This is a genomic window from Allocellulophaga tsushimaensis (genome assembly GCF_055383085.1).
The window spans coordinates 739,608-761,479 of record NZ_AP039451.1; the positions used below are offsets into that span (position 1 = coordinate 739,608).

Genomic DNA, 21,872 nt, shown 5'->3' on the forward strand with positions numbered 1-21,872 from the left:
TACAGAAACACTTTTTAGCACATTGATGAACAAAACATAAATAGTTAAAAACATATAATACAGAACTTTGATAATAATTTTAAAAAATATGAAGCAATTAGTATTCATTACATTTTTAATCTCAAATATTCTTTATGCACAAATTATACCTTTGGAAGGTAAATTATTAGATAATGAAACTAAAGAGCCTATTGCATATGCGCACATACAATTTAAAAATTCTAAAATTGGTGTTTCCACTACTGAAGATGGAAACTTTAAACTGGTAATAGAAAAAAAACTTTTAGATTCTAAAATACTTATCTCTTGCTTAAGCTATCACGACACGCTTGTTAATGCAAACCAACTCTATAACAAAAACTTTTATTTACAACCAAAAATAGAACAGTTACAGGGAATTGTTCTTGAAAATTATAAATCTAAAGAAATTTCCATTGGCAACTTAAAAGGAAATCAAGAAAAAAGGCATTTACATAGACAAGATACTACTATAATCGCTCAATTTATTGAAGGTGAAAAAATAGATTTATCCATTTCTTATCTAAAAAAAGTGACTTTAAAGTTTACTAATAAGATCATACCAGAATCAAAAATTAGAATTAGAGTATATGATAAAGATTCTATTAGTGGAACTCCTAATAATGATCTTCTAGGAGAAAGTATTATTCTTAATATTAATCGGAAACAAAAAAAATATGAAATAGACTTTCATGATTTTTTTGTGGAGGTTCCAGAAGACGGTTTTTTTATTGCAATAGAAAAACTCATTATTCCCACAAATATGTGTTTTGTAGCTCCTATAGAACGTTCAACATATCCTAAATATGTCTCAGAGTTTGATAAAAAAAGGCACTCAAAAGATTCTGAAAGTTCAAAATTATTGAGTTTTGAAAAATATCGTCATGAAGTAACGCTGTATGCTCCTGTTGTATATTTAAGCAAAAAAAAAGATGAGCATACTTACTTTGGTAGCCTATATTCTTTAAATTCAAATAAATGGGAGATGTATGAAAATGGATATGTGCTACCTATGGAAATAGTATTATCCAATTAGATTTTTACATTAATTTTAGACATGCTAGCAAATCGTTTAAGAAAATTAAAACGTACCCAACAAAGACATATATAAATAGTTAATAGCTAGTCCCAAGATTGTTAGGAATAATTTAGGTATACTAAAGTTAACGTTTCTTTTGTTAGATTTAACCTATTCAACACCACAAAATTGTACACAAATATGTTAGACTAACTCAAAACTTAAAATTTTAATATTGTTCTTAAGGTTTGGAGCATTGTAACAAAATAGCTCGCAAACCGCTTAGCCTTTACCACTTGTTTAGCGAATATGATCGCATGAGAGAACTACGCTTATATTGTTGCTCAATTTACACCATTTAGGTTTTTAGAAAACAGCTCCCTGGAGGGCTAAAGAATATCTTTAGAATATATCTTGACGAAAATAGATAAAGTCCCTAATATATTAAAAACTAGGACTGGATATGTATTAAAAGAGACTGCCTTTTTAGACAGTCCCTTTTATTAAAATAAAAAATAGTCTTTCCTATTTATTGAAATTTTAGTTCTTAATTAGCTTAAACGCTTTATCTAGAGTTCTAAATCTTGCGATATATACACCTTTAGATAACCAAGACAAGTCGATATTTAATTCGCCAGATTCATTAGCTTTAACTTGTTTTGTATATAATAACTGTCCATTAATACTATATATTTCCATAGTAGTAGTCTCTGTATTATTTTCCACTTTTATATTAATCGTATCAACAAAAGGATTAGGATATACAATTGCATCTGCACTTTCTGTTGTACTGATAATACTATCAACATCGAATCTTGCACTAGCAGTAGTAACAGGTGTAATTACTACTCGAGTAACACACCAAACGCCACTTGCAATAGAAAACTCTAAACTTAAACTACCATCATTAACAGTAGTCTGGAAAGTGGCATTACGGAACTCATTAACACCCGTATTAAAACCAGTGACTACCGGAGTACCTTCTGCTCTCACTGCCTGACCAGTACGGGCAAAACCTCTATCTCCAAAGGTTACCAATACGTTATATGTGCCATTAGCTGTAGTGTGTTCAAAAGTTCTAGGACTAGCACTGAAGATAAAATCTCTATTGATAGTATTGGGCAAAGATCCAGGACCAGTAGTTCTATCTCTACTGTCTAAACCTGCAGTATTTGTCCAGTTACTGGAAGTTGGCGTAATTCTGGTATACGTAGGTTGAAGAGGTGAAGTATTTGTACCAAAATCATAGGAAGTAGCAGTAACTTGGCTACTACCAGTTGTAGCACCATCAACACTTGCAAATGGAGATGTTCCACCAGCTGTACAAATTGCCCTGATGGCAAAAGTATAATTAGTACCTGCAGTTAAACCTGTTACCGTAATGGGAGCACTTGAACTTGAAGCAAAACTAACCGCTCCAGTTGCACTACCGCTAAAGTTCCCTGCATTAAACGCTCTCACTTCATAGGTAGTAACTCCTGTTAATGGGGTAAATGCTATACTGGCAGAAGTATTAGAGGCTGCTGTTGCAGTAAGTCCTGTAATTGTTGCACTTCCACTGCAAGGAGTACCCGTATTTCCACCACCACTTGTAGTTCCATCAACACTTGCAAATGGAGATGTTCCGCCAGCAGTACAAATTGCTCTGATGGCAAAAGTATAATTAGTACCTGCGGTTAAACCTGTTACCGTAATGGGAGCACTTGAACCTGAAGCAAAACTAACCGCTCCTGTTGCACTACCACTAAAAGTCCCTGCATTAAACGCTCTCACTTCATAGGTAGTAACTCCTGTTAATGGGGTAAATGCTATACTAGCAGAAGTATTAGAGGCTGCTGTTGCAGTAAGTCCTGTTATAGTTGCACTTCCACTGCAAGGAGTACCCGTATTTCCTCCGCCACTCGTAGCACCATCAACACTTGCAAATGGAGATACTCCGCCAGCAGTACAAATTGCTCTGATGGCAAAAGTATAGTTAGTGCCAGCAGTTAAACCTGTTACTGTAATGGGAGCACTTGAACCTGAGGCAAAACTAACCGCTCCTGTTGCACTACCACTAAAGGTCCCTGCATTAAACGCTCTCACTTCGTAGGTAGTAACACCTGTTAATGGGGTAAATGTTACATTAGCAGAAGTATTAGACACTGCTGTTGCAGTGAGCCCTGTAATTGTTGAACTTCCACTACAAGAAGTACCGCTATCCCCTCCTCCAGGGTTTCCAGCTTCAACCTGAATTACTACTGAACTGATAAAATCTCTCTGATTTCCAGAGGTAACTACACCGCCATATTGAATAGCAATATTATTATTAGCATTGAGTACTGAAGAAGCATTTGGTATAGGAACTTCAACTACTCCAAAGAAACGATTTCTTACACTTTGATTAAAACCCTGATAGTTATTAGCAGGAATAGGGATATTAGTACCATTAATTACTACACTAGATGGCATTTTATTCACATTAGTACTGGATGATCTACTCACACCAATTCTTAAAGTTGCCGTTCCATTAATGCTGTTTGGAAGACCATTGACAGCGAAGTTATTATTACCAGAGACCATTGCTTTTACAGTCTCCGTTGCATAATACTTAGTGGACCTTACTGTATTTGTATTGCTAATTTGACTTGCACTACCATAGGTATACGTTAATACAACAGTTTCTCCAAAATCAACACTCACTGAACCAGGTGCATTGTTTTGGTTCGTACTAGATACACTTCCTAATGCTTGGAAAGGTGCTTTAACTCTTTTGATATTTACACTTGACAGACCTGTATTGGCTTGAAGGAAGTCAAGGTTTACATTTTTGTTGCCTTCTAAACTATGGAGAAGAACATACACTTGGTTGCCATCTTTAAACCCTTGCACTACAACGTCTGGATCAGAGGATTCTACCAAAATACGCTGTCCTTTGATGTCTTTCCACGTTTCATAGAAATTAATGTTCGGCGAAGTCTGGTTTAGGTTAATATCTGCTATATTCCCTGGAGCTGGTCGGAAAATACGGTAATTTCTCAGGCTCGCATTATCGTTGATGATAATGAATGGAATGGCCTCTCCTATAATATGCTCTCTTTCCAAGAAAGAAAACATCATCGCATTACAAGAACGTACATTTTGCCATGCATCTTGATCATTATAGCTGTTATCAACAACCTCAGCAACGAGATTACCATATTCTGTGATGACAAATGGTCTGATTTCGTTCAATACATTCTGACTATAATTTTCCTGAAGATCGAAAAGTGCTTCGTTATTGGATCCTGATCTAAAAGAACCCGAAGTATTGTTTACACCACCTCCGTCTACTGCATCATAGGTATGAAAAGAAATACCGCCAATACTAGAGTTCAACATCTCATCAATAAACACTTTTTGTCTGGTGTTCCAATAACTAAATGCTCCTTGCTCAAATTGAGGAAATGCATTAGCCGGACCAATAACCTTAACGTTAGCAGTATTAGGATTTTGTGCCATCCTATTGGCAATAATTCTGGTGAGTTCCACAGATGTGTTCCAAACCGCATCTTGTTGCGCACGATTAAAATTTGTACTTGATGTATGGTCTCCCAATTTAACATCAGGCTCATTATAAGGTTCATAATATTCTGGAAGCTCTCCAGACTCCGTAGCAAAATAATCTCGAACCCAATTAGCCGCATTTGGTAAAGAAATATTTGTACTACGTGGAGGGAAAAAAGCATTTAAGCGCTCTACCCAAACCACACCTGGGACTACACCCCTTGGATTAGGAAAATTATTAGCAGCAACCCTGAAGGTTCCATGTGCAAGGCCTTCAGATCTTGCTTTTGCGGCTGGCCCAAAGAAGGTTCTTACTCCACCATTTATACTTGAACTACTTGCTGTATTTAAATTATTACCATTTACAATATTAAACTGAGTAAATAAGGGTTCAAGCGCATTTACTGTGGCAGGTGGCAGAAAACTTCTTTGATGGAGCATAAAAAATTTACTCCTATCTAATTCGGAAACATCACCTACAAAACGCTGGGTTCGGTGACTAATACTCACTGTTTGTGAGAATAGCTTGTTGCTAATCATTGAAATAAATATAGTAAGTAGGGTAAAAAAAATACTTTTTCTTCGATTTCGGATGGATAGATTTACGCTATCCAGTTCAATAGTTTTTCGTTTCATAAATTGGGGTTTTAAAAATTAAATTAATGTTGTTGATCTATAAAGACTTTATATGTACGCACTATTAGCTGTTTTTAGATACATTAATGAGCTATTTTTCTTTCATTATTTATAAGTGTCTAATGAGTATCTATTTAAATTAAATAGCATATAGTTAGGTACAAACTGTAATGTAACATCAATAACTGGAAGCAATTTAAAATAAGATTAAGGGCTTAGAAAAAGTCAAAAAATCAACTGAAAACACTCAAACTTCAGATTCTTATGGCTTCGTAAAAACTTCTCCCTCAGAAATAAATGCAGCAGAAAAATAAAAACACTAATCCTTAGCAAGGGGCTAAGCTAAAAATCCAAGAATATTTCCTACTTTTAAAACAAGCTGATTTCTAAACCAAAAAAAATCATAACTGAAACCATTGAAACCAATTAGAAAAATGAAAAATGCATTGACAATAATTTTATTTTTTAATCTAATTTCTTGTAATATTCATACTAAGAACGAAATTGAACCTAATATCTCTTTTAATTTTGATGCTGCTGAAGGGTATTTCAATTTGATAGATTCTCTGAAAATAAAGAATCATATAAGCAATAAACAATGGAATAACTATCTAAAAATTGAAGGTAATTCTCTTTATATTAAAGAAAACAATATACCTAAATCTTTTACTGATAAACTAAGAAAAACTATAACTGACATTTACACATCTAATGATAGTATAAACGAATCATATTACGAAAATGATATCTTTTACAAAATTAGAAGTATGTATAAAAAAAATGATACACTTTACAGAAATCATCTAGTTTGGATTAGGAATAATCTAGCCTCTATAGCAGATTCAATGGTATTGAGAACAACTAAGTTTTTACCCGAAAACAAATTGACAAATGATAGTTTATTTAAAATTTACTATCATGCATTAGACCATGACGGAAGTGCAAATGATAAAGGTATTTTCATATCAATAATGGCTGCTATTCAAAATAACAATAGAAGACTAGCAAACTTTGAATCTCACGAATTTCATCATCTCCAAAGACCAAATATTTTAGAAAAAATAAATATTGATCCAATCGATAAGGGTATTATTTGGGCCTTAGATGCAACCTTAAATGAAGGTATTGCCGATATGGTGGATAAAGATGTTATGCTCTCGGAGGCATCAGATTGGTGGTTAAAAGAAATGGTAAATAATTTTTACATTGGACAATCTGAGGCAGTTATACTCAAATTAGATGAAACTATACGTAAGCAGGCAAAAGGCATTCACCACACTACAGATGATTTTAGAGATATATTATTAGGTACGGTAGGGCATGTGCCAGGATATTGGATGGCGAAAGTTATTGTAGACAATGGTAGGAATAAAGATTTGATAAAAGTAGCTGATAATCCATTTGCTTTTTTTATTCTTTACGATGAGATTACTAAGCAAAATCCAGAAGAATACCCCTCATTTAGTAGAAGCACAATAGAGTATATAAAAGAGTTAGAACAAAAGTATAAGATAAAGGGTTAAAAAAGAATAGTCATAAATATTACTATAATATTGCTGAAAAACAATAAAGAAGTCCAAGAATGCTTGTTTTGCTACTCAAAAAGACTCTGGAAATAATACGAGCTTGATATCAGTATTTCTGTGCATATTAATTTTTGTCACTACTTTAGGTTAGTATACAACATGACAGATATTTAATTGGAAACTATCACTACACATATGCTAGTGGTCATGAAGGAGATGCTCCTTTGTTGGGCTTCTCACCTCGAAAAAACCAGTTTTCACTCTATAGCTATTCAAAAACAGAAAAGAGTGCTATTCTTCTAAAAGATCTAGGCAAATTTAAAATGGGAAAAGCCTGTATTTATTTTAAAAAACTAGCCGATATACATATTCCTATTGTAAAAAACTTAACATGGAAACAATTGTATATCTCAATGAACACCAAGAATGCGCTTGTAGAAATTAACAACAGTTTAAGCACAAAGAACTGGGGATACCGCAATTTAAAATCATAGTATTTTTTGTACTGGTTATATTTTTTAATCCCTTTAGATTACTACATGTAATATTGCGTATATCCAAGGCGGTGTATTAGAATCAACATATTTAATACAACTTTGTGACAAAAATCATCAATTTAAATTTTTCAAAAGTAAAACTAAGTCATATATTACATAATTTTAGAATCGTGAAACGATCTATAGCTATATTTTTTATTTAAAACTTTACTATTGTATAATACAGATAAGTAGATAAATGGAAATTACACCAAAAAAAGGCTTTAAAGGTTTAATTGAAAATTGGAAAAGTGATTTAATTGCAGCAGTAAGTGTGTCTCTCATTGCTTTACCGCTTTCATTAGGTATTGCTTTAGCAGCGGGTGCTCCTGCGATGTCAGGTATCATTTCAGCAATTGTTGGTGGTGTTATAACTACCTTATATCGAGGAGGCCATATATCCGTAAACGGGCCAGCTAAAGGAGTCATTGCGGTAATACTTTTAGGGATCGCGTTGATGGATGATGGTTCAGGACAGGCCTTTAATTATGTGTTGGCTGCAGTAGTTGTTTCTGGTGCAATACAGGTCTTAATGGGATTATTGAAATTGGGCAGGTTAGCAGATATCTTTCATTCTTCAGTAATTCATGGTATTTTGGCGGCCATCGGAATTATCATTTTTGCAAAACAAATCCATGTTGCATTAGGCACACATTCAGATAGCCCAAGCATTATTCAAAACCTTGTTGATGCAGTTCTACACTTACCGCAAGCAAATCCATTTGTGGTGATTATTGCATTAGTAGGTTTACTTATATCGTTATTTCATTCCAAAATCAGTTCTAAGTTTTTTCATATTTTGCCTACCCCAATGTGGGTCATTGCAATTTCTATTCCCTTTGTTTATGCTTTTAATTTCTTTGACCAGCATACGCTTTCATTCTTTGGAAAGGCATACGAAGTAGGACCAAATCTACTGTTGGATATTCCTGATAATATTATGGATTCTATAATGCATCCTAATTTCAGTAAAATTAATACTATAGAATTCTGGACAACGGTAGTCTCTATTTTAATCATCACAAGTATTGAATCATTAGCCATTGCAAAAGCTGTTGACAAAATTGATCCATATAAGCGAAAAACAGATTTAAATAAGGATTTAACAGGTATTGGATTGAGCACCATTGCAGCTGGTATGATTGGAGGTCTACCTATAATTGCTGTGATTATTAGAAGTACAGTTAATATTCATAATGGTGCAAAAACAAAGTGGTCTAATATGTATCAAGGGCTTTTATTGCTGCTTTTTATTGTGGTTTTAAGCCCCATAATGAGGCAGGTACCGCTATGTGCTTTTGCAATTTTACTAGTTTATACTGGATTTAAATTAGCATCGCCCTCTGTCTTTAAACAAATTTATAATCAAGGTATTGAGCAATTAATATTTTTTGTTTGTACTATGGTATTAACCCTTTACACTAATTTATTAGTTGGATTACTTGGTGGATTAGTATTGGTAATGTTAAGTCATATGCTATTGGCTAAGGTTTCTATACCTCAATTTTTTAAAATGGTCTATCGCTCTGGTTCAAATTTGGTTATGAGACCAGATGGCAATTATGATATAAAGGTTAAAGGAATTGCGAATTTTTTAGGGATCTTAAAAATTGATAAAATGGTAGCTCAAATTCCTTCTGGAACAGATGTTAATATTGATTTATCAGAAACAAGATTAGTAGGTATAACCTTTATGGATTATATTGTAGATTACCTAAAAATGCATAAAAATACAGGAGGCAAAGTGATCATTAAAGGGTTAGACTCTCATGTTTCCTCTTCTACCCATAATAGAGCTTTAAAAATTGCACTAAACAATCAAGTCGTAAAATTATCTGCAAGGCAAGATCGATTGCAAAATTTAGCCAATGAAAAAGATTACCAATACACGAGTCAAGTAAATTGGAATACTACATATTTAAAGAAATTTCACTTTTTTGAAATTAGACCTATCGAACGCAAATCAAATTGTCTCAAAGGAACATTTAAAGACCTAGATATCCCTTGGGAAATTACTGATGTAACTTTTAGTGAAGGCGCCGCTTTTACAGCTGAGACTTTTAATACAACATTAATGGTTTTAAAACTACCTAAAAAAATTCCTGTTTTTACAATGGAAAAAGAAGGGATGTTTGATAAAATAATTGACCGTGTAAGAGCCTATACAGGCTATAAAGATATCGATTTTGAAATGTATCCAGATTTTTCAAATAAATTTCTCATTTTGGGAAATAATGAAACCGAAATCAGATCATTTTTTACAGATGAGATCATTCGCTTTTTCGAAAATCATCAGGTGTATCATTTAGAAAGTAATGGCGAGGCACTAGTGATATTTGATAAAATTAAATTGGCAAGAACAGATGAAACTATTGCATTTATAGATTATGGTAAAGAATTAGCCACACTCTTACACAGAATGGATTAGAATTGAATATTATATTAGGTCACTACATATAACATCACATATATAAGATATCTCAGCAATCTTCTTCATAGAAGTCTGCGCCTAATGGAAGATATACCCAAAGAATTAAGGTCAATTTAAAATATCTGAAATGAAAAGAATAAAATCACAAATCGATTTGGACAAGAAGTAGATTTTGAATTACCAAAAGAATTTAAAATTGAACGCTCAAAGATTATGTATATTGAAGATAAGTCTGGTGGACTTGAAGGAACAGCGAGAATCGGAAGGGTATATTTTTCTAAATCAGGTAAAACAATATACTATCGTGGATTGATTTTCCAAAGCCTAAAAGGAATGGGGTTTAAATCTAATTATGTAGAAATTAAATCGGGAGACGAATACTGGATTTCTGGACCTAGAAAAGAGCAAAACGACAGATTATATGGTGGAAACAACGGGGTTGAAATTGACAATGATATAAAGCCAGAATATTTAGCATTACTAAGGAAAAAATAATAGTTAAAATTATGGCAACTCAAATCTGTCCAAATTGTAAAACTGATAATTTCGCATGGAAAATAGATGAAGATGAATCTTATTTGACTATTTGGGATTGTGCGAGTTGTAATTACAGAGCGTTTGAGAATGAATCTAACGAACGATACTGCTCAAAATGTGGAAAGAAAACGGAGTCGAAATTAATGGATGATATAAAAGAATATTGGTGGTGTTCTAATTGTATGTAATACCAAATAAACTAATAAAAAAACACCTAATAAGTACTTATATAGTGAGTTGCTACAGAGTTCCTAATCGGAATTCATGATAATTTGTTATTTTTATACTACACCGGAAATAATCCTACAGATTTTTTGCAACCAAAATCATAACCTACGATATTTGGCAACTGGCTTACAAAAAACATTATAAATATAAAACATTTGAATTATGAGAAACAAAATTCTACGCACACCGCTCGTTTTGATTTTTCTATTCCTAATATCTTGTGATAACAATAATAATGGCTTTGATGTTCCGTATTATCAATTTAATGAAGAAGATACAAATTTGATTATCAATTATAATTATGGTCAAGATCAAATTATAACTTATCAAAATCAATCTGGAGAGCAACTGAACTTTAAGGTAATATTAAATGAAACAAAAAAACTCGGTAATTATTTTGGAACTTTTTCTGGAGGGACTAGTTTAATTAATTATTATGACTCAAAAATAATACGTTTAGAGATACTGGAAAATAATGACTATGAATATTACAAAGGTCTAACCAATTATATATTTTCAAAGAATTCGAATAATTTTATAAATGGTATAAATATCCCTATATGGAATGCATCAAGTTCTGCTTTCATAGATGAAATTCAAAATCCTATAAATATTTCAATGACTGATTTTAATTCCCAAGCAACTACTAAAATGATTGTAAACAATCACATATTTGAAAATGTAATAATAATTGAGTCAGGAAGTGATAATGAATATTTAAATTCATCTTACGGCATAATTCCTAAAAAGGTAAATACCGTATTTTATGATTATGGTTTCGGATTGATAAGGTTTGATGATATTGATGGAAACCAATGGGAATTAATTTATCCAGAATAAAACTAGTTATCAACACATTATAAATTTAATACGCCCCTAAAATTTGAACCAAACACGGCTTTGCACTTGAAAAAAGTAACTTATTACAGCAAACGCACAAGACAACGAAAATTAACAACAAAATACATCATTTGGAGCTGTTGTAAATAAGGTAAGGAAGAGCTTTCCAAAAAACTTCAATATTTTAATAAGAATACCAAATGATAAGTCGATACTATTTTAAAATACTTTTCTTTCTTTTTATAAGTCTAATCGGCGTTCCAATCTGATCGTATAAATCAATTACAATATCTCCATTTTTTAGATGTTTTGTTTCGCCAACTTTTTTAGCACCACCATAAATCATTCGCTTTGCTAATGCTTCAGGGTCATTGGTAGCAAAGGCAATATGAATTACATTATGAGGCATATTTGCCAAGGTATTTTCTACCTCTTTTCCAAAAAGTTCTAAAGTCATTCTATTTTCTACATCTCCAATATAAGGCACTCTGTAATTTCTAAACATTTCATTCTTTTTGTCAATATCTTTTGACCATGGAATCACTAAATCCATAAATTGCACATACCATAACGCGGCTGTTTTTTGTTCTGGAGTGTTAAAGGCAAAATGTTCAAAACGAATGGCACTTTTAATAGGCTGATCGTAAAAAGCATCAGATCTATGGATGAGCTGTACATTAAAACCATTAATATCTTTTAAATTAAGCACATAATCGCCAACTTTATTAGTGTACAATTCTCCTTGCTGTTTTGCACCATTTTCCAGCATTTTTGCAGCAACTTCTGCTATATTTTTATGGCCTTCAAAAGCGATATGAAAAGAATTTAAATCGATGTCTTCATAAGTATTTCTAGTTTCAGGAATCTGACTTAATTCTAGCATATAATTATGGTCTTTATCTGCCAAATAAACAACATCTTTATTTTTAGAAGCAAGTATTTCAAGATCTACATGATCTACATACCATTGTGCCGTTTTATGCATATCTGCAACATTTATATGCAAATGCTCAAATACAACTGGAGTTAATTTTTGTTTTTTGTTTTGCGCAAAAAACAATATAGGTAATAACAAGATGGCATAGCACATCTTTTTTACATTCAATACTAACTTACTCATCTTTAATTATTTTCATTAAATGTAGAAATCTAGAATTTTTAAAAAATAAAACACTTTTAAACTGCTGCTATTGCATCAATTTCCACTAATGCATTTTTAGCCATTTTAGATACCTCAACACATGCACGAGCAGGTGCATTTTCAGGAAAATACCGTGCGTAAATTTGGTTTACGAGTCCAAACTCGTCCATATTCTGAATATACACCGTTGTTTTTACTACTTTATCTAAGGAGCTTCCTGCACGTTCTACAATGGCTTTAAGATTATCTAAAACCTGTATGGTTTGGGCTTCAATACCCTCTGGCACTTCTCCTGTTAAAGGATGCATAGGAAGCTGACCTGAAGTAAATAAAAATCCTCCAACCATAATTCCTTGATTAAAAGGACCTATTACAGCTGGAGCTTTATCTGTATTTATAATCGTTTTTTCCATCGTATTTAGAGGTTAACCACATTAATAGGGCTTCCATTTAAGAAAGCCTCTAAGTTTTCTACTGTTGAATTCATTAACCTTGAACGTGCTTCTTTGGAAGCCCAAGCTATATGCGGTGTTATAATACAGTTCTTAGCCTTTAGTAATGGATTATCTGCTAAAATTGGCTCTACTGAAGCAACATCTACTGCTGCCATAGCTACCTTACCACTTACTAATGCCTCTGTTAGTTCTTGTTCGTTAATTAATGGTCCACGCGCAGTATTTACAATCATTACACCATCTTTCATCTTGGCAATATTTGCCTTGTTGATAATACCACTGGTTTCATCAGTTAAAGGGCAATGCAAACTTATGATATCAGATTTTTTAAATACCTCTTCTATACTTCCATAGCTGCAAGTATCACTAATTATATCAGGGTTCTGGCTTCTATTGTATGCAATTACACGTAACCCAAAAGCCTGAGCTATTTTGGCTGTTGCTTGTCCTATACGGCCAAAACCAATAAATCCTATTGTTTTTCCTGCCAATTCTATTAATGGATAGTTCCAAAAACAAAAATCTTGGCTATTGGTCCACTCCCCATTTTTAACGGCATTGTTATGATCTCCTATTCGATGACACATTTCTAAAATTAAGCCCATTGTAAATTGCGCTACAGCATCAGTTCCGTAGGTAGGGATATTCGTAACTTTTATCCCTTTTTCTTTTGCAAAATGTACATCTACAACATTATAACCTGTAGCTAAAACACCAATATATTTTACATTTGGCACCTTGCTAATAACCTCTTTTGGTAATGGCGTTTTATTGGTGTAAACAATTTCTGCATCACCAATAGTTTTAATTACTTCACTAGGTGAAAAATCTGTGCGATCATGTACTTCTAAGTTTCCTAGTTTTTTTATTCCATCCCAGTTTAAATCTCCTGGGTTTAATGTATATCCGTCTAATACTACAATTTTCATGTTTGTGTTTTAAAAGTTAAAAATCTTTAAATGATTTTCAGAATTATGCCTAAACTAATGCCCAAGCAAGGTTTAAGGTTCTCTTTGCGTTTGCAATTACAATATCATGATCTTCATCTCCAACTGGTTTCACTTCAAAACTTAAGAACCTTCTATTGTTTGGATCTAAAAATCCAATCTCTTTTAATATCTTAAGGTATTCTACTAACTCTGCCACATCATTTTCTCCTCCTGGGTAACCAAACCTAGGGTGTTGATCTCCATATGCCGGATCGTTTTTATCTTTTACCACACAATTTCCCATGTGCGCATGAACAATATAATCTTTTACCGGAACTAAAGATTCACGTAATGTTTCATGGATAATTGGCACATGACTTAAATCTACCAACAAACCAAAATTATCATGCGCTGCACAGATTTCTTCTGCATATCTTTTTGCTAGAGCAACGGGACCTATAAGTGCACATTTATCTACATCATAATCAAAAACTTCATGGGCAATGGTTATATTACCTTTAGATTTAGCATATGCACAAATTTCTTTTGTAGATTTTATTAAAGCTTGGTACGCTTCTTCTTTTTTATCTTCTGTGTAATGGCCGCTTAAAAAACCAAATCCCTCTGCTCCAATTTCATACGCTTCATCAATACCCTCTTTAAGGTTTGCTACTGCTTCTTGCCTTTTTGTTTCATCAATATCATTGATGTTCATTCCTGTTGTGAGTAATCTTGGCTGCCCACCGTAGGCAACTGATAAGTGAGATGAATTTAAAATCTTTTTCATTCTATCGCGCACTCCCTGGTCTTTTGCCCAAGTTACTTCTATAGCATCAAAATAATCATCTAAAGCTATTTTACGAACCGTTTCTTCTATAGGCCCTTCTCCTTTAATCGTTTCTGGAAATGCCATAAAATGGACTAATCCTATTTTTGCATACTTACGAATTGACTCTGTCATTTTTTCAATTTAAATTTATATCCTTATTTTTTTGTTTTTAACCAAAAACGTACAATATTTTCAGCCTTATTTTCTAAAAGAACTGCCGCTTCATCAATTGCTTGTTCTAATAGCATTGGTTGATGAACAATACTAAAAAGTCCCGAAAAACCATAATCATAAAGTGTTTGATATCCTTTACCTAAACTTCCAGCAATTGCAATAGTTGGCACTTTATATGGAGCAGCAATCATTGCCACACCAAAAGGCGTTTTACCGTATACCGTCTGAAAATCAACACATCCTTCTCCTGTGATGACTAAATCTGCATCTGCTATGTGTTCCTTAAGTTTTGTAATTTCTGCTATAATTTCTATTCCTTTTTTAAGTTTTGCATTTAAAAATAACATCGTACCTGCTCCTAATCCTCCTGCTGCTCCTGCTCCAGGCATATCTTTAATATTCTCCCCTAATTGTTGATGCAACACTTCTGCATAGTGACGCATATTTTGCTCAAGTACTTCTATATCATTAGTGGAGGCACCTTTTTGAGAAGCATATACATATGAGGCACCTTTTTCTCCACATAATGGATTATCTACATCACAGGCTACAATAAACTTTATCTCTTTTAAGCGTTTATCAATTCCTGATACATCAATGCGATGTATTTTTGATAAAGTCTCCCCCGTTGGAATAACTTGATTATTATTTTTATCTAAAAAAGAAACTCCAAGTGCTTTTGCCATTCCTGCGCCCCCATCATTCGTAGCACTGCCTCCTAATCCTAAGATTATTTTTTTATAACCTTTGTTTATTACATCTAAAATTAATTCGCCCGTTCCTGTAGTACTTGTTTTTAAAGGATTTTGTTCGTTTACATTTAAAAGTGGTAAACCAGATGCGGATGCCATTTCTATAACCGCTGTTTTACCATCTCCTAAAACCCCATAATGAGCTGTTATTTTTCTGCCTATAGGATCATGAACTTCACAATTTAAAATTTTTCCTTTCGAAATATTTATGAGCGATTGCACTGTACCTTCACCACCATCTGCCATAGGAACAAGGATAGTTTCTATCCTTTCATCAACTTTTTTAATCCCTTTTCCAATAGCTTCGGCCGCCTGTATTGAAGTTAGGCTTCCTTTAAAAGAATCTGGTGCAATTACTATTTTCATTTATCTGTGCTCAAAAATTTGACTAAAGCTATTGGTGTTGAACTTCCATTTTTTGGTCTAATTTCTTCTTATTTCTCTTTGCAATCATTGTAGTTAATATTGGCACTAACAATGCGGTTGTTATGGTTGAAGCAGCAATTTGCGGTGCTGCAATTGCGGCAACGCTTGCTAATGTAGGATCTGCTAAAGCAACTGCTGCCGGTGTTGCAACTGCGTTTCCTGCAGTTGCAGAACTAGCTGCACCTGCTACACCTGTACCTCCTGTTCCCTTATCTATCAAAATATTAAATACCCCACCAATAACTACGGTTAAAATTCCTAATAAAATACCAGGTAAACCAGCTTTAATTAACATATCTAAGTCTAAGCCACAGCCTAAGGCAAAAGCAAAGAAAGGTATTAACACTGGCCCCCCTTTCATTAAAAAAGATCTCATATCACTATCTAAATTCCCTATAATAATACCTAAGGCAATTGGTAATATTACACCTAATAAGGATAAAAAAGGAATACTAGCCACACCTGCTGTACCTAATGCAATCATCGTAAGAAAAGGACCATCGTTTATTGAAATGATGGCTATAGCTCCTATTTCTGATTTGTTACCAAATTCTCCAGTCAATGCCGCATATAGTCCCCCATTAGTATTAGTCATGGCAGAAATTATGGCTAATGAAGATAAGCCCCATAAGCCATTTGGACCAAAAAATCTGGCTACTAATAAGCCTATTGCTACACCAATAGCAAATTTTATTAGCGTAATTGCAAAACCTGTTTTTATTGCTTTTGGAGCTGCTTTTAAATCCATTCCTGCTCCCATACAAAAAAGAAATACTCCAATAATTGCTGTTGCACCTGTTGCCATTGCTGTAGTAAATCCTCCAATCTGAAGTACTTCTGGACTTACTGTATTTATTAAAGCCCCAAAAATAAGCGGTATTACCATCATCCCCCCTGGGATTTTTTCAATAGTAGATTTAATTTTCATAATGTTGGTTGGTTGTAATAGTATTTAAGTTGTATGAATTATAAAAGAATTTTTAAAATCTCTTCTATAATTCAAAATACATGCCAAATAACAACTATTTGATTATCAATATTTTAAAAAATAACTAGTTTTAAAATGCATAAATATTAAACACATACTGCTCATAAAATAAACAATATTAACTTCCAATAAAATTAAGCTATTTTTTTCTGAAGAGTAGCTCTAGTAATCCCCAACCGTTTTGCAGTTTTACTCTTATTGTTTCCTTCTTCTTGTAAAACTTGCATAATTATTTTCTTATTAATATCATCAAGGCTTCCATTAAATAATTTCTCATCCAAACCTTCCATCTTGTGATCGTCTAACTCATGAGTAAGATCATCTATTAATTCTTTTGATGGATATTGAGAGTCAGTTAGTAGTATAATTTTTAAAATTATATTTTCAAGTTCTCTTATATTACCAGGCCAACTATGGTTTAAAAATGTTGTTTTTAATTCTTTTGTTAGCCTTACAGGCTTTGTCTTAAATTCTTGGCTATATTTAGCTATAAAATATTCGGACAGTAATAGCACATCATTTTGTCTGTTCCGCAATGGGGGTAAATTTATATTTAACACATTTAAGCGATAGAACAGATCTGCCCTAAATTGTTTTACTTCAACTTCTTTTATTAGTTTCGTATTTGTAGCCGCTATTATTCTAACATTTACTGGAATAATTTTCTCACCACCTATCCGCATTACTTCTCGCTCTTGTAAAACACGTAGCATTCCTGCTTGTGTCTGCAAATCCATTTCATTAATTTCATCTAAAAATAATGTTCCGTTATGTGCTAATTCAAAAACACCACGTTTACCACCTTTTACCGCCCCTGTAAAAGCTCCTTCATCATAACCAAACAATTTACTTTCTAGTAAATCTCCAGGTAATGTAGCACAATTAATAGCAATAAAAGGCCCTTTATGCCTATCACTTGCGTTATGTATAGATTGAGCAAACATTTCTTTTCCGGTACCACTTTCGCCTAAAATAAGTACTGTTGAATCTACTTTCGCATATCTTTTGGCAATACGCATTACGTTTACAATTAAAGCACTTTTTCCAATAATATGACTAAATTTTGTTTTGGCTATTAATCGATTTTTAGAAAGTGATTTTCTAATTTTTTCTTCTAATTTTTGAATTTCCGAAACATATTCAAAACTGTAAGCATAACCTTTAATTTTACCATCTAAACCTATTGGTTTACAGTTTACAGAAAAATTAGCATTATTATACTGTATCAGATGTCCTAACGTCTCTTTTCTAGGTAATTTACAATGATACCTAGCTACTATTTTTTCTAAATTTTTCTCTTTTAATTGCTGCATTGACAACTCAAAAATACCCTCAGTTGGTGGGTTTACTATTTTTATTTTATGCTTAGAATCTGTTACCACAATACCTTTACTCAATAGGCCAATTACAGTATTTATTTCAGAGTTTTTTTCACGTTCCTGAATTACCGCATTGTTAATCCTTAAGGCCTCTTCTATAGCACTAATAATTGATTCTTTTCCTGAGGAAATTAATTCGCATTTCACCTTAAGTTGTTCCGCAAGCCTTACCGCTACTGCATCTCCAACAACAATATCTACACCTAATTTTTTAACAATTTTTATTTTTTCTTGAATCTCTCCTCCTAAAACTACTGGGTAATAATCTATTTTTACCTCTAAAATTTCAGCAAATGACTTTACTTCAGAAACTACATTTTCTGAACCTATAATTGCAATTTTTTTTTGATTATATTTTTTAACAATTCTAAGCAGATCAAATGGGCTAACTCCAATTTCTACTACTGGTGTAGCAATTTCTTCTTTTATTAATTTTGCTGTACCACCCCTACTTATGATTACATTAATTTCATGATTTGCATATTGCCTACATTGCGCCACTCCTTCATATAACTCTCCATATACAACTTCCACAGGAAGTTTATTTTTTTTAACAATATCCTTAGCCAAGGTAAACATCTTTTCATATGGAGCTACTAAAAGTATTTTCTGATGCATTTCATAAATTTTATAGGTATCACAAGGTCGTAATTTTAAAAGATTTAGGCAATAGCAGTACATTGTTTGCTTTAAAATATAAAAAACTCTATGTTGTAAAATTTCATTATCGTAATTGAATATCAAAAGTTGATGGAATAAGATCAATTACTATGAACTAGCATTAGTTATTCTAAAAACTATTCCTGTAAAAAGTCACTGTCTTTATTAAATTCTATTACACCATACTAAAATGAAAAAAATTACATTAATTTTGAGTTGAGTTTATTAATATTACCTGTTTTCTAGAAGTAGACAGTGGTAGTATACTACCTCAAGATAAGCTTCCGAGCATTTAAATCTCATGGACAGCGTAAACATATAATATCCAAAATGAATTCTATTACATTTTTATCCCCTCAATTAACAGCATTACAAAAAGCATTGAAATATAAAGATGTTAGTAACGCTAAGGTATCTAAAGCTCCTGTTGCCTGGCATATAGATCACAGCTTAAAAGTAATTGATACTATCTGTGACGCTGTACTAAATTCTGATCCAAAACACTATAAAAGGAATTTTAATTTTCTACGGGTATTTTGCCATACTTTTAATTATATCCCTAGAGGAAAAGCTAAAGCGCCAAGAGCCGTACGCCCACCTGAAATAATTAAAGAAGATGCTATTTTAAAACAATTAGAAGCTTTAGAAACAAAATTACCTTTATTAGCTTCTTTAGATCCTAATGCCAATTTTAAGCATCCTTTTTTTAATGTTTTAAATAAAAAACAAACCATCCGTTTTATAAAATTGCATACAGATCATCATCTTAAAATTATAAGGGACATTTTAAAATAATTAGAAATACCATTAAAACCCTGTAACTAATAAGTTTCTTGCAGCACGTATACCACATTTCTGATATTTATGATACGCTTGTGCTGCACGCTCTCTAATTTGCACATCTGTTTCTTTTAATATCCAACCATCTATAGCCCATTTTAAAGTGTATGCTTCTGGTGCCATTAAACCAGTTGTCCAAACTAAAGGATTAGCCCCTGTTTGTTTTAGATAAGATTTAAAGTAATCTTTACTAATACATGCCAAAATAATTACATCTCTTTTTTCATTATTTGCAGGTTTAAAAGTGGTATTCAATCCAAACTCCATTAACCCGTCATGTCCTACATATCCAATTAAGTTTGATTGTCCACCAAAATTTAGTTCTTTTTTATTTATGGTAAGTTGTACTTTTTCTCTACCGCTAGCAACATTCAAGAAATTTATTGTAGTTTGTTTTATATACTTGCCATTATAAGCATCCGCTAGCAAATAGGTATTAGTTGCTACATGTTTAAATAATACACGTTCTAATATTTGAGGATTAGTACTTTCTAGTGTTTTTACAAACATCCAATCTTTACTTCTTTTAAAATGAGTTTTTACCCCATAAAGTGCACCCCAGTACAAATTTGTTTTTGTATTCTGACCATTGCCTAAATCTTTAGAAACAGGCACTATACCCTGATTTACGTTATCACAAAGTGCAACGAAAATATGTATGGTACGTACAGAAGTGTCTGATTGCGAATAAGCATAGCAAGTAAAAATTAAAAATAAATAAAGAATCTTTCTCATATTTTTAAACTTAAAACTTATATAAGATAGTAATAAATAAGCCTTAAGGCAAGCCTAAAGAGTATTGACCAGAAAAAGTTTTTCTTAGTTTGCTGAAAATTCAGAAATTTTAAGATTCTATTTAATAAAATACAAGTTTCTAAAACATAAAAATCCTTTACAAGCAGTATAATTACACTACTTATAAAGGATTTAATATTATAAAGAAAGATTCTTAAGCCTCAAAAGGCTCTATAGAAACATATGATTTTCCTCCTGCTTTCTTTTGGAATTTTACCATCCCATCTACACGTGCGTGTAACGTATGATCTTTTCCTGCATAAACATTTTCTCCTGGATTGTGTTTTGTTCCACGCTGTCTAACAATAATATTACCAGCAATAGCAGGTTGACCACCAAAAATCTTAACACCTAAACGTTTCGATTCTGATTCTCTTCCGTTTTTAGAACTACCAACACCTTTTTTATGTGCCATGATATTTATTTTATGAACGCTTAAACAAATTAAACGTTGTGTTTAACAATTTTCTAAAACTATTCTATACCACCTTTGTGACTATCTTGCCATTCTTTAAGCTCATCCCATTTACCATCAGCAGCCATTTTAGCTTGTTTTGGCCATGAACCTGGCTCTAAATGAGCCATTCTTGAACTAGCTTCAGTTAAGATTTCTTTAATCTTTTCAGGCTTTGCTTTCGCTAATTTAGCAAAAGTGTCAATTCCAGCACCTACCAAAGCCTCAGCAGCTTTTGGTCCAATACCTTCAACTTTCTTTAAATCATCTGCTTTTGCCGTTTTCTTAGGAGCAGCAGCTTTTTTTGGAGCAGCAGCTTTCTTAGCGGGAGCTTCTACTTTAGCAGCAACTTCTTTTTTAGGGGCAGCAGCCTTTTTTGGAGCAGCTTTCTTTGCACCGGATGCAGCAATACTTTCAATAACTAACTCCGTTAAATATTGTCTGTGACCATTTTTAACTTTGTAACCCTTACGTCTTTTTTTCTTAAAAACGATTACTTTATCACCTTTAAGGTGCTTAATGACTTTTGCCTCAACAGCGGCTCCGTCTATAGCTGGGGCGCCTATAGTAATGTTCTTACCATCTTCTACTAACAAAACATTATTAAAAGTAACTTTACTTCCTTCTTCGTTTTGCAAACGGTGAACATACACTTTTTGGTCTTTTGCAACTTTAAATTGCTGCCCTGCTATCTCTACAATTGCGTACATAGCTTGTGTTTGTTAATATTATATATGAACTATCCTATTTTTTAA

Annotated in this window: 18 protein-coding genes; 7 read left to right on the forward strand and 11 right to left on the reverse strand. The window is 32.8% G+C overall.

From position 1 onward, the window contains the following. The first annotated feature begins 88 nt into the window (after nt 1–88). Nucleotides 89–1,054, forward strand: coding sequence for a carboxypeptidase-like regulatory domain-containing protein (locus ACZ451_RS03310; protein ID WP_464215669.1), 966 nt, complete (start codon nt 89–91; stop codon nt 1,052–1,054). Between the two features lie 522 nt (nt 1,055–1,576). On the opposite strand, the gene ACZ451_RS03315 is transcribed toward ACZ451_RS03310, so the two are convergent. Further along, the gene (locus ACZ451_RS03315) at nt 1,577–5,197 is read right to left on the reverse strand and encodes a fibronectin type III domain-containing protein (RefSeq protein WP_464215670.1); all 3,621 of its coding nucleotides are present in this window, start codon (nt 5,195–5,197) and stop codon (nt 1,577–1,579) included. Nucleotides 5,198–5,631: 434 nt separating this feature from the next. On the opposite strand from ACZ451_RS03315, the gene ACZ451_RS03320 reads away from it, so the two are divergent. From ACZ451_RS03320 to ACZ451_RS03340, 5 genes are all read left to right on the forward strand, one after another. After that, entirely contained in the window at nt 5,632–6,720 is a 1,089-nt protein-coding gene (locus tag ACZ451_RS03320; RefSeq protein WP_464215671.1) for a DUF5700 domain-containing putative Zn-dependent protease, read from the forward strand. Nucleotides 6,721–7,458: 738 nt separating this feature from the next. Beyond that, nucleotides 7,459–9,687, forward strand: a complete 2,229-nt coding sequence (locus ACZ451_RS03325; protein WP_464215672.1) for a SulP family inorganic anion transporter — start codon at nt 7,459–7,461, stop codon at nt 9,685–9,687. 216 nt (nt 9,688–9,903) lie between these two features. Further along, nucleotides 9,904–10,185, forward strand: a complete 282-nt coding sequence (locus tag ACZ451_RS03330) for a hypothetical protein (protein WP_464215673.1) — start codon at nt 9,904–9,906, stop codon at nt 10,183–10,185. 11 nt (nt 10,186–10,196) lie between these two features. Then, nucleotides 10,197–10,415 (forward strand): hypothetical protein, encoded by a 219-nt coding sequence (locus ACZ451_RS03335; RefSeq protein ID WP_464215674.1) that lies wholly within the window; start codon nt 10,197–10,199, stop codon nt 10,413–10,415. A gap of 202 nt (nt 10,416–10,617) precedes the next feature. After that, nucleotides 10,618–11,295, forward strand: coding sequence for a hypothetical protein (locus ACZ451_RS03340; RefSeq protein WP_464215675.1), 678 nt, complete (start codon nt 10,618–10,620; stop codon nt 11,293–11,295). A gap of 214 nt (nt 11,296–11,509) precedes the next feature. On the opposite strand, the gene ACZ451_RS03345 is transcribed toward ACZ451_RS03340, so the two are convergent. The 7 genes from ACZ451_RS03345 to ACZ451_RS03375 all read right to left on the reverse strand — a co-directional run bounded on the left by ACZ451_RS03345 (nt 11,510) and on the right by ACZ451_RS03375 (nt 18,986). Next, nucleotides 11,510–12,415, reverse strand: coding sequence for a VOC family protein (locus ACZ451_RS03345; protein WP_464215676.1), 906 nt, complete (start codon nt 12,413–12,415; stop codon nt 11,510–11,512). Nucleotides 12,416–12,471: 56 nt separating this feature from the next. After that, a complete protein-coding gene (locus ACZ451_RS03350) occupies nt 12,472–12,849 on the reverse strand; it encodes a RidA family protein (RefSeq protein WP_464215677.1) in 378 nt (125 codons plus the stop codon). A gap of 5 nt (nt 12,850–12,854) precedes the next feature. Further along, nucleotides 12,855–13,820, reverse strand: a complete 966-nt coding sequence (locus tag ACZ451_RS03355; RefSeq protein ID WP_464215678.1) for a D-2-hydroxyacid dehydrogenase — start codon at nt 13,818–13,820, stop codon at nt 12,855–12,857. A 49-nt stretch (nt 13,821–13,869) separates the two neighbouring features. After that, on the reverse strand, nt 13,870–14,781 hold the full coding sequence (locus ACZ451_RS03360) for a sugar phosphate isomerase/epimerase family protein (RefSeq protein WP_464215679.1): 912 nt from the start codon (nt 14,779–14,781) through the stop codon (nt 13,870–13,872). A 23-nt stretch (nt 14,782–14,804) separates the two neighbouring features. Then, the gene (locus ACZ451_RS03365; protein WP_464215680.1) at nt 14,805–15,941 is read right to left on the reverse strand and encodes a glycerate kinase; all 1,137 of its coding nucleotides are present in this window, start codon (nt 15,939–15,941) and stop codon (nt 14,805–14,807) included. A gap of 28 nt (nt 15,942–15,969) precedes the next feature. Next, entirely contained in the window at nt 15,970–16,929 is a 960-nt protein-coding gene (locus ACZ451_RS03370) for a 2-keto-3-deoxygluconate permease (protein ID WP_464215681.1), read from the reverse strand. A gap of 194 nt (nt 16,930–17,123) precedes the next feature. Further along, a complete protein-coding gene (locus ACZ451_RS03375; protein ID WP_464215682.1) occupies nt 17,124–18,986 on the reverse strand; it encodes a sigma 54-interacting transcriptional regulator in 1,863 nt (620 codons plus the stop codon). Nucleotides 18,987–19,358: 372 nt separating this feature from the next. Between ACZ451_RS03375 and ACZ451_RS03380 the strand changes: the two genes are divergently transcribed. Further along, complete coding sequence (locus ACZ451_RS03380; protein WP_464215683.1) at nt 19,359–19,823, forward strand: DinB family protein; 465 nt, start codon at nt 19,359–19,361, stop codon at nt 19,821–19,823. Nucleotides 19,824–19,835: 12 nt separating this feature from the next. On the opposite strand, the gene ACZ451_RS03385 is transcribed toward ACZ451_RS03380, so the two are convergent. The 3 genes from ACZ451_RS03385 to rplU all read right to left on the reverse strand — a co-directional run bounded on the left by ACZ451_RS03385 (nt 19,836) and on the right by rplU (nt 21,827). Next, nucleotides 19,836–20,603, reverse strand: coding sequence for a hypothetical protein (locus ACZ451_RS03385; RefSeq protein ID WP_464215684.1), 768 nt, complete (start codon nt 20,601–20,603; stop codon nt 19,836–19,838). Nucleotides 20,604–20,817: 214 nt separating this feature from the next. Next, on the reverse strand, nt 20,818–21,078 hold the full coding sequence (rpmA, locus tag ACZ451_RS03390) for a 50S ribosomal protein L27 (RefSeq protein ID WP_464215685.1): 261 nt from the start codon (nt 21,076–21,078) through the stop codon (nt 20,818–20,820). A gap of 59 nt (nt 21,079–21,137) precedes the next feature. After that, nucleotides 21,138–21,827 (reverse strand): 50S ribosomal protein L21, encoded by a 690-nt coding sequence (rplU, locus tag ACZ451_RS03395; protein WP_464215686.1) that lies wholly within the window; start codon nt 21,825–21,827, stop codon nt 21,138–21,140. Nucleotides 21,828–21,872 lie beyond the last annotated feature (45 nt).